The 8,175-nt window shown below is 33.4% G+C and carries 8 protein-coding genes; all 8 read left to right on the top strand.

The features are described 5' to 3' along the window. Nucleotides 1-345 precede the first annotated feature (345 nt). Nucleotides 346-963, top strand: coding sequence for a hypothetical protein (locus Q1A60_RS21355; RefSeq protein ID WP_299770305.1), 618 nt, complete (start codon nt 346-348; stop codon nt 961-963). Nucleotides 964-1,457: 494 nt separating this feature from the next. After that, nucleotides 1,458-3,389 (top strand): BatA domain-containing protein, encoded by a 1,932-nt coding sequence (locus Q1A60_RS21350; RefSeq protein WP_299770296.1) that lies wholly within the window; start codon nt 1,458-1,460, stop codon nt 3,387-3,389. Further along, nucleotides 3,386-4,639: a dihydroorotase gene (locus Q1A60_RS21345; RefSeq protein ID WP_299770287.1), complete on the top strand. Its 1,254-nt coding sequence runs from the start codon at nt 3,386-3,388 to the stop codon at nt 4,637-4,639. The genes Q1A60_RS21350 and Q1A60_RS21345 overlap by 4 nt, the downstream gene beginning before the upstream one ends. A 4-nt stretch (nt 4,640-4,643) precedes the next feature. After that, nucleotides 4,644-4,967: a hypothetical protein gene (locus Q1A60_RS21340; RefSeq protein WP_299770250.1), complete on the top strand. Its 324-nt coding sequence runs from the start codon at nt 4,644-4,646 to the stop codon at nt 4,965-4,967. Nucleotides 4,968-5,052: 85 nt separating this feature from the next. Then, nucleotides 5,053-5,376, top strand: coding sequence for a hypothetical protein (locus Q1A60_RS21335; RefSeq protein ID WP_299770237.1), 324 nt, complete (start codon nt 5,053-5,055; stop codon nt 5,374-5,376). A 78-nt stretch (nt 5,377-5,454) separates the two neighbouring features. Continuing rightward, a complete protein-coding gene (locus tag Q1A60_RS21330; RefSeq protein ID WP_299770221.1) occupies nt 5,455-6,105 on the top strand; it encodes an alpha/beta fold hydrolase in 651 nt (216 codons plus the stop codon). A 539-nt stretch (nt 6,106-6,644) separates the two neighbouring features. Beyond that, complete coding sequence (locus Q1A60_RS21325; protein ID WP_299770205.1) at nt 6,645-7,244, top strand: hypothetical protein; 600 nt, start codon at nt 6,645-6,647, stop codon at nt 7,242-7,244. A 65-nt stretch (nt 7,245-7,309) separates the two neighbouring features. Then, nucleotides 7,310-7,753, top strand: a complete 444-nt coding sequence (locus Q1A60_RS21320) for a hypothetical protein (RefSeq protein WP_299770189.1) — start codon at nt 7,310-7,312, stop codon at nt 7,751-7,753. The last annotated feature ends 422 nt before the right edge of the window (nt 7,754-8,175 follow it).

The following is an 8,175-nucleotide window of genomic DNA, read 5'->3' as shown; positions in this document are numbered from 1 at the left end:
TCTTAAAGCCTTGCATACAACAAGTTACTAATTATACGTATTTTTAACAAAACTTGTGCAACAGACACAATGTATAACCGCAATTACGGCGGATTCGACTACGTCCGAATCCACTCGGAATCGCTAAGGCTTGTGTTTAGTACGAAAATAATCGCTAATTTAAACCATAACTGATGTTTATACGTATTCCAAGGCCGTTGTAAGCAATATTGTAATTCTCCAGTTCAATCACCTATTTTTCTCATTTGGCACTTTATTTGAGATACAATAAACACCTAATTCAATCAAGGACAAATGATACAAAGGACTTTTTTTCTGCTTTTTCTTTTAATTACAACAGGAAATATGAAAGCCGATGACCTTTTAACGGCACAATATCCTGATAAGATCACTTATAAGGGAATAGAGTACGACCTGAATACCAATCCGCTGGAACCATATTTTGAAAATAATCCAAAAAAAAGACCTCAACGGTATTCAACTGCATTATATCGTGGCTATGTTGGTCATTTCGAAATAATAGAAAACCAATTATTCGTTACTGATATTACGATTCCACGTCATTATACAGATAAAGACGGTAAGCCAAAAATAAAATCAATTTCAATTTATAAACGAATTTTTCCAGATAAAGATAAAGTCAAAATTGATTGGTATAGCGGAATTCTAATATTACCACATGGAAAAATAACTGAATATGTGCATTCAGGTTACGCATCTATATATAGTGACTACTTTTTACTTGAAATAAAAGAAGGTAATTTTAAAAAAGATAAAAGCTACAGTTACAAGCAATTTTTAAAATTTAAAGAACGACAGTTTTTAGAGTTTAAAAAAACAGAAGACTACAAAACAAAATTTGAAGATTTAAAAAAGAATTTTCCCGGAAGTGACAAAAAATTTATTGAAGGGTTTTTAAAAGACCATATAATAAATTATACATCTGAATTTTTGAGTGAATAAGAATACTGCTTACAACACAACCTATAAACAATACGATTTCGCTATTTGTGTGTCGAAAAGCAAACGCTAGTTTGCAACTGGTGACATCATTAGTAATCAAAATAAAAAATAAACTTGGAATTAATTATTAAGCCCACCGTTGGCAACAGTTTATGACTGATGATCTAGTTCATAAAACGCACTATTTCAAAGTATAATTACTACTCATTTTGTTTTCGCGAAAGCGTAAAAAAACACCAACTCTTAAGATAGTAAAACCTTAATTATATAGTAGAAAATCTATTACGACATGAAATCACTTCAAACCCAATCGCTACTCTGTATTTTTTAATTTAACCATAGCGATGCTATGCTAAAATCAAGAAAATACTTGGCTTTATTGCGCTTTCAACTCTCACGACGAAGTTCTACTCTATAATTAAGGTTAAAACTATACGTTTCCTTTTCTACGCATTTCTTTTTTTCCTACTTTTGACAAAACCCTTTTTAGAGGAATGCAGTTTAAACATCCAGAATTACTTTACGCTTTATTTTTACTGATTATTCCTATTCTCGTTCACTTATTTCAACTTCGTAAGTTTCAGAAAGAAGACTTTACCAATGTTGCGTTTCTGAAACAAATTAGTATTCAAACCCGAAAGAGCAATACGATCAAAAAATGGTTGGTATTATTGACACGTTTGGGAGTTATTGCGATGATGGTACTTGCCTTTGCGCAACCCTTTTTTACGCAAAGTGATAGTGCTACCAAAGAAAAAGAAACGGTTATCTATTTGGATAATTCGTTTAGTATGCAGGCAAAAGGGCCTTCTGGTCAGCTTTTTAGGCAAGCCTTGCAAGACCTTATTACCAATATCCCCGAAGAAGAAACATTTACACTGCTTACAAATACAGAGACGTATAAAGACATTTCGATTAAGAATACCCGAAATAATTTATTAAAACTTGGCTATGCCGCAGAACAGTTAACACCCGGAGCGATTGCCTTAAAAGCACAAAAGGAATTTTCTTCAAATCCAGCAACCGAAAAACAACTGATTGTGATTTCAGATTTTCAGGACAAAGGAGAACAAAAGGATCTTGATTTGGATAATGTCTCTTTGCATTATGTACAGTTACGCCCTGTGATTGAAAATAATATTGCGATAGATTCTGTATATCCTACACGATCTGAAACGAATAAACTGTCGCTAATCGCAACCCTTTCTACACAAGAGCGTAGAGAAACCAATGTACCGATTTCTTTATATAACGGAGATCAATTGATTGCTAAAGCAACGGCTTCTTTTAATGAAGCTACTGAAACACAAGTCGAATTTGATATTGAGACACAATCTGATTTTAAAGGAAAACTTACGATAGAAGACCCCTTATTGCCTTTTGACAATACACTCTATTTTAATAACAATACCGTACAAGCCATAAAGGTCTTATCTATAAACGAAGGAGAACAAGATTTTTTATCTCGTATTTATACAACGCCAGAATTTACCTATACCGCTACAGACCATACAACGTTAGATTATAGTAAAATTCCAGAATATAATTTCATCATTCTTAATGAAGTGAAAACCCCTTCGCAAGCGTTGGTAAATGCACTTGCCACCTTTGTCACAAATGGAGGTAGTGTTTTATGTATCCTAAATGAAGACAGCGAAGCGTCTAATTATACGAATTTACTTTCGCGATTAGGAAGTTTGCAAGTTGGCGAATTAACGACTAATGGGCGTCTCGTAACTACGATTAATTATGATCATCCATTATATCGTAATGTCTTTGACAATCGTATTAAAAACTTTCAATACCCTTCTGTAAGTAAGGGATATATCATCAATAACGGAGAAACGATCTTAAACTTTGAAGATGGAAGCGCCTTTATTACAGGAAAAGAAAAGGTGTATGCGATTGCTGGCGGTTTACATACGAGTAACTCCAACTTTCAAAATTCACCATTAATTGTACCTACCTTATATAATATGGCGAAGCAAAGTTTATCGCTACCTACCCTATACTTTACAAATGGTATTGTAAATACCTATGATATTCCTGCAGTCCTTCAAGAAGATGGAATCTTATCATTAGCGAATATTGAAACTCCAGATAAAACACAAATTCCATTACAACGTACATTTGGAAACAAAGTGAGTATTACCACACAAGAACAACCTGAAAGTGCAGGGATTTATAACGTTATAAATAAGGATAGTATCCTACAGCAAATAAGCTATAATTACAATAGAGATGAAAGCATTTTACGCTATCAAAATCTACAAGCTACAGAAGGTGTAAGTTATAATACATCTGTTGTTACTTTGTTTGATACGCTCAAAGAAGCAAATAGTATACAATCGCTTTGGAAATGGTTTGTTATTTTTGCGCTATTATTCCTTCTATTGGAAATGCTTATCTTAAAATTCTTTAAATGAACGCACTTATAAAAGCGGCTACAATTATTGATAGTAAAAGTTCGCATCACGGCGCCACCGTTGACATTCGTATTACGAATGGAAAGATTCGGTTAATTGGTCAGAATTTATCTTTAGAAAAAGGAGAACAGCTTATAGAGAAAGAACATCTATTTGTATCTCAAGGTTGGTTTGACAGTAGTGTAAGCATCGGTCAACCAGGATATGAAGAACGCGAAACAATAGAAAACGGTCTTGCCGTTGCTGCAAAAAGTGGTTTTACGGGTATTGCAATAAATCCAAACACCTATCCTATTTTAGATACAAGTGCCGATATTACCTTTGTTTCAAAAATGGGTGAAGGATATGCAACACGTCTCTTTCCTATTGGTGCGCTTACGCGAAATAGTGAAAGCGTGGACCTCGCTGAGTTGTATGATATGCAACAATCGGGCGCCGTCGCTTTTGGAGATTACCAACGTGCAATTACGAATCCAAATCTTTTAAAAATTGCTTTGCAATACACTCAAGGTTTTAATGGACTTGTACTTTCTTTTCCTCAAGAGAATAAGATTGCGGGGCCTGGAAAGATGAATGAAGGCGTTGTAAGCACACGTATTGGTTTAAAAGGAATACCTGCTATTGCAGAGAGTTTACAAGTCGCAAGAGATTTACATATTCTAGCATATACAGGAGGGAAATTACATATCCCAACGATCTCAACAGCAGCTTCTGTAGCTCTTATTAAAGAAGCAAAAGATAAGGGTCTTGATGTAAGTTGTAGTGTTGCCATACACAACTTGTTTTATACAGATAGTGCGCTAGAAGAATTTAACACCAATTATAAAGTACTGCCGCCACTACGTACACAAGAAGATGTAGACGCATTGATTGCAGGTATAAAAGACGGCACGATAGATATGGTCACAAGTGATCATAATCCTTTAGATATAGAACGCAAACACGTTGAGTTTGACAATGCTGCTTTTGGAACGATTTCTCAAGAAGCTACATTTGGCGCGTTACTTACATTAGTGAGTGAGAAAAAAGCCATACAACTTTTAACTAATGGACGTGATCGCTTTACACAAGAAAGTATTACTATAGAAGAAGGTACGGAAGCTAATCTTACCTTATTTACAACAAAAGGAACGACAGTTTTTAGCGAAGAAGATATCGTATCAAAATCCAAAAATGCATGTTTCTTAGGCGCCAAACTAAAAGGAAATGTGTATGGAGTTATTGCAAATCAAAAATTAGCCATTAGATAATAACATGGATCAGAATACCATTTTTGAAGGAAAAACAGCAGCGGCTTGGAGTTATTTCTCCTTTCTGGGATTACTTATTGCATTCTCTATGAATAGTGAACCTAAAAATCCTTTTGCAGCTTTTCATATAAGGCAATCTTTAGGGCTGAATCTATTGTTTATACTATTGACCTTACCATTAGGTTTTTTTGATTCTTGGTTAATTAGCGGACCATTTATTATTATGTTTATTGTGCTATGGCTCTACGGAATCATTTCCGCATTTCAAGGCCATACACGTCCTATTCCATTAGTAGGCGAATTATTTCAGAAAGTATTTACGAAGTAGGGATTATAAGATTTTCCGAAAGGAAAGCCGTAACATTTTTACAAAGTCTGCGTCAGATCAAGTACAACATAATCTTACACAACCCATGGCAACTATAACATCTGACGAAAAAACAACATCCATTATCACTTATTTAACTATTGTAGGACTGATCATAGGAATCGTTAAAAACAATACTATCCAGAGTGAATATGTTTCTTACCACATACGTAATATGGTTGGACTCTCACTTATAGGAATTCTTATTTCGGTGTTACATAGGTTTCATTTCCCTAGCATGATCACCAATATCTTATGGCTTGGTGCTTTTGTACTTTGGGTAATAGGATTTGCAGGGGCTCTAAAAGGTGAAAAATTAGAAATTCCAACACTAGGAAAGTTTTTCCAAGATTGGTTTAAAAGCATTTAATTCTTTAGTATTTTTACAGTAAATTTATCTTAAGATGTCATAAAAAATGGCATCTTTTTTAGTATATACTGTAGTACCATGAGCACACTTTCACTAGAACATATTATCCAGAAACCGACCAAAACAACAGAAGGAAAAACTCCTTTACTCCTCTTATTACATGGGTATGGAAGTGATGAAAATGATCTATTTAGCTTTGCTTCTGAGCTCCCTGAACACTATTTTATCATCTCAGCTAGAGCCCCTATTCCTATGCAACCGTATGGGAATGCTTGGTATGCGATTAGTATAGATTATGATGGTGTCAAAACATCAGATAATGAAGCAGCAAAGGAGTCGAGAGATCTGATTGCAACTTTTATTACAGAAGCTGTACAGGAATATGATCTTGATCCTTTTAACGTAACATTATTAGGTTTTAGTCAAGGGACTATATTAAGTTATGCCGTGGCGTTAAGTTATCCTGAAAAGGTGAAAAACGTTATTGGATTGAGTGGTTATATTAATGAAGAGATTATTAATCTTCAGTCTTCAGCATCCTATGCGCATCTTAATATCTATAATTCACATGGTACGGTAGATCAAGTGATTCCTATAGATGCCGCTCGTAAAACACCGGGATACCTCAGCAATTTAGGTATTGACAGTACCTTAAGTGAATTTCCCGTAGGTCATGGCGTTCACCCAACCAATTTTTATGAATTCAAAGAGTGGTTGTTAAAGTTATAAGTCTTTTTATACGCTCCTGCCTGCCGGCAAAGGCAGGTTCGCGAAAACGTATACAATCAACCAAAAATTGAAATAGAGTGATCATCTTGTATAAGAATCACACTCTATTTCTTGACAGATACGTATAATAATCCTACTTAACTACACTTTTAGATTACATATCTGTTTTTCACTTTTCATAACCAATTTGTTTTAAATACGTATAGCTATTTTTCTATATTAAAAGTAGTGCAAACACAGTCCAACTCGGTAAATAACGATAAAGTATTACGTTACAATAGGTTATTAAGTGTACATACCTACGATATGGCATTCATATAATCTATAGAGCATTGTATATTTTACAAGAAGAGTAACAATTCTAAAGAGGTTTGGAAACCATGATTGAATTTGAGTGTAAACTAAAATAAACGATCAAGGGTTGCACATTTTTAAAATTCTTATAACAGAAGAATTAATTTTTATTACATTACATGCTAATACACATTTTTAGTATAAAAACGTAGAAAATAACCATCCAATCATTCTAATTAAACATTATGCAAAACATTCAATTTCCAGTTAATTTCGAATTTAAAATATCAACACTTGCCAACGATTTTAAAGCTACAGATGCCAGCGGAAAAATGATCGCATATGTACGACAAAAAATGTTTAAGCTAAAAGAAGATATTCAAATATTTAGCGACGAATCAAAAACAAAAGTTAATTATAGAATAAAGGCAGATAAGTGGTTAGATTTTTCTACTGCCTATTCTTTTTATACGGAAGGAGATCCTAAAAGTTTTGGGAAAGTAGTTCGTAAAGGTTGGCGATCTATTTGGAAAGCACAATATCAAATTATTGACGAAAATGAAAAGCAACAATATACGATCAGTGAAGAAAATGCATGGGTAAAAGTAGGAGATTCACTATTAGGTGAAATCCCAATACTTAGTATTTTTACAGGATATCTTTTTAATCCTTCCTATATGGTTGTAGATATGAATGGAAAAGAAATTATCCGATTAAAGAAACAGGCTTCATTCTTTGGTAGAAAGTTTGAACTCACAAAATTAGGCGAACTAGATGCGGATGATGATGATAGGTTGATGCTTAGTTTAATGATGATGATTTTACTGGAACGTAGAAGGGGGTAGATCTCTGTAAAGTATACATATCTAACAGCTAATCATACATAGTTATGGGATATGAACTGCTCAAAATGAAAGACTGGGAATTAGATAGAATTTATATTTGGATAAGAACTGCTAGCATTATTGATGATGATAGAGGGATTAAATTTCTTATAGATAAAAACGATAAATTATTATTTAATCTGATTCAAAAAAATAACAAGTGGAGTCTTACCCTAAATCAGGAAATTTCTGTTAAATATTCAAAAAAAGACATTGAAATATTAAAACAGAAAATAAAATCTCTTGAAAACAAACAACATAATATATTAGAATTTCCAAAGTTGAGCAGAAGTGAAATAGATAATATTCAAAAAACTAAATTAGAGCTCGGTAAAAGAATTAAAGGAAAATCAGAGATTGATACGATGGAATTTAATGATAAAATTTATGTAGAGCCAGCAAATTTTGGCGTTAAATGGTTAAACAATCTTGGAATTGAAATTGAAGAACTTTTTATAATTGGATTTTAAACAAATCCTACCCGTAAATAATAAATCGCAACATCGTACGCACTTTATGAAAACCATCTAAAAAAGGAGAAACGCAAAGTTTTCTAAAATTTGTGCTACGCAGTTTACAAATTTTTGAAAACAACCACCCACTCTTCCAGGTGCTTGATTTCATATTTTTAGTAACTCACATTATTTATAAATCACCGATCTACCTGAATTACTTCTAGGTTATCAATCTTTCCAGCATCTATAGTAAAACGTAACATCGTACGTACTTTATGAAAACCATCTAAAAAAGGAGAAACGCAAAGTTTTCTAAAATTTGTGCTACGCAGTTTACAAATTTTTGAAAACAACCACCCACTTCCAGGTGCTTAATTTCGCTCTTTTAGAACTTATAGCGCTAACAAATCATCGATCCATCTGAATCACTTCTAGAT

Origin of the sequence: uncultured Dokdonia sp., assembly GCF_947492535.1 — a bacterium.
Taxonomy (GTDB): domain Bacteria; phylum Bacteroidota; class Bacteroidia; order Flavobacteriales; family Flavobacteriaceae; genus Dokdonia.
This window is presented reverse-complemented; position numbering and strand designations above follow the sequence as displayed.

Excerpts from the sequence above, each read along its gene's own strand:
- Q1A60_RS21345 (WP_299770287.1), top strand. The coding sequence starts at position 3,386 with ATGAACGCACTTATAAAAGCGGCTACAATTATTGATAGTAAAAGTTCG.
- Q1A60_RS21340 (WP_299770250.1), top strand. The coding sequence starts at position 4,644 with ATGGATCAGAATACCATTTTTGAAGGAAAAACAGCAGCGGCTTGGAGT.
- Q1A60_RS21350 (WP_299770296.1), top strand. The coding sequence starts at position 1,458 with ATGCAGTTTAAACATCCAGAATTACTTTACGCTTTATTTTTACTGATT.
- Q1A60_RS21355 (WP_299770305.1), top strand. The coding sequence starts at position 346 with ATGAAAGCCGATGACCTTTTAACGGCACAATATCCTGATAAGATCACT.
- Q1A60_RS21335 (WP_299770237.1), top strand. The coding sequence starts at position 5,053 with ATGGCAACTATAACATCTGACGAAAAAACAACATCCATTATCACTTAT.
- Q1A60_RS21325 (WP_299770205.1), top strand. The coding sequence starts at position 6,645 with ATGCAAAACATTCAATTTCCAGTTAATTTCGAATTTAAAATATCAACA.
- Q1A60_RS21330 (WP_299770221.1), top strand. The coding sequence starts at position 5,455 with ATGAGCACACTTTCACTAGAACATATTATCCAGAAACCGACCAAAACA.
- Q1A60_RS21320 (WP_299770189.1), top strand. The coding sequence starts at position 7,310 with ATGAAAGACTGGGAATTAGATAGAATTTATATTTGGATAAGAACTGCT.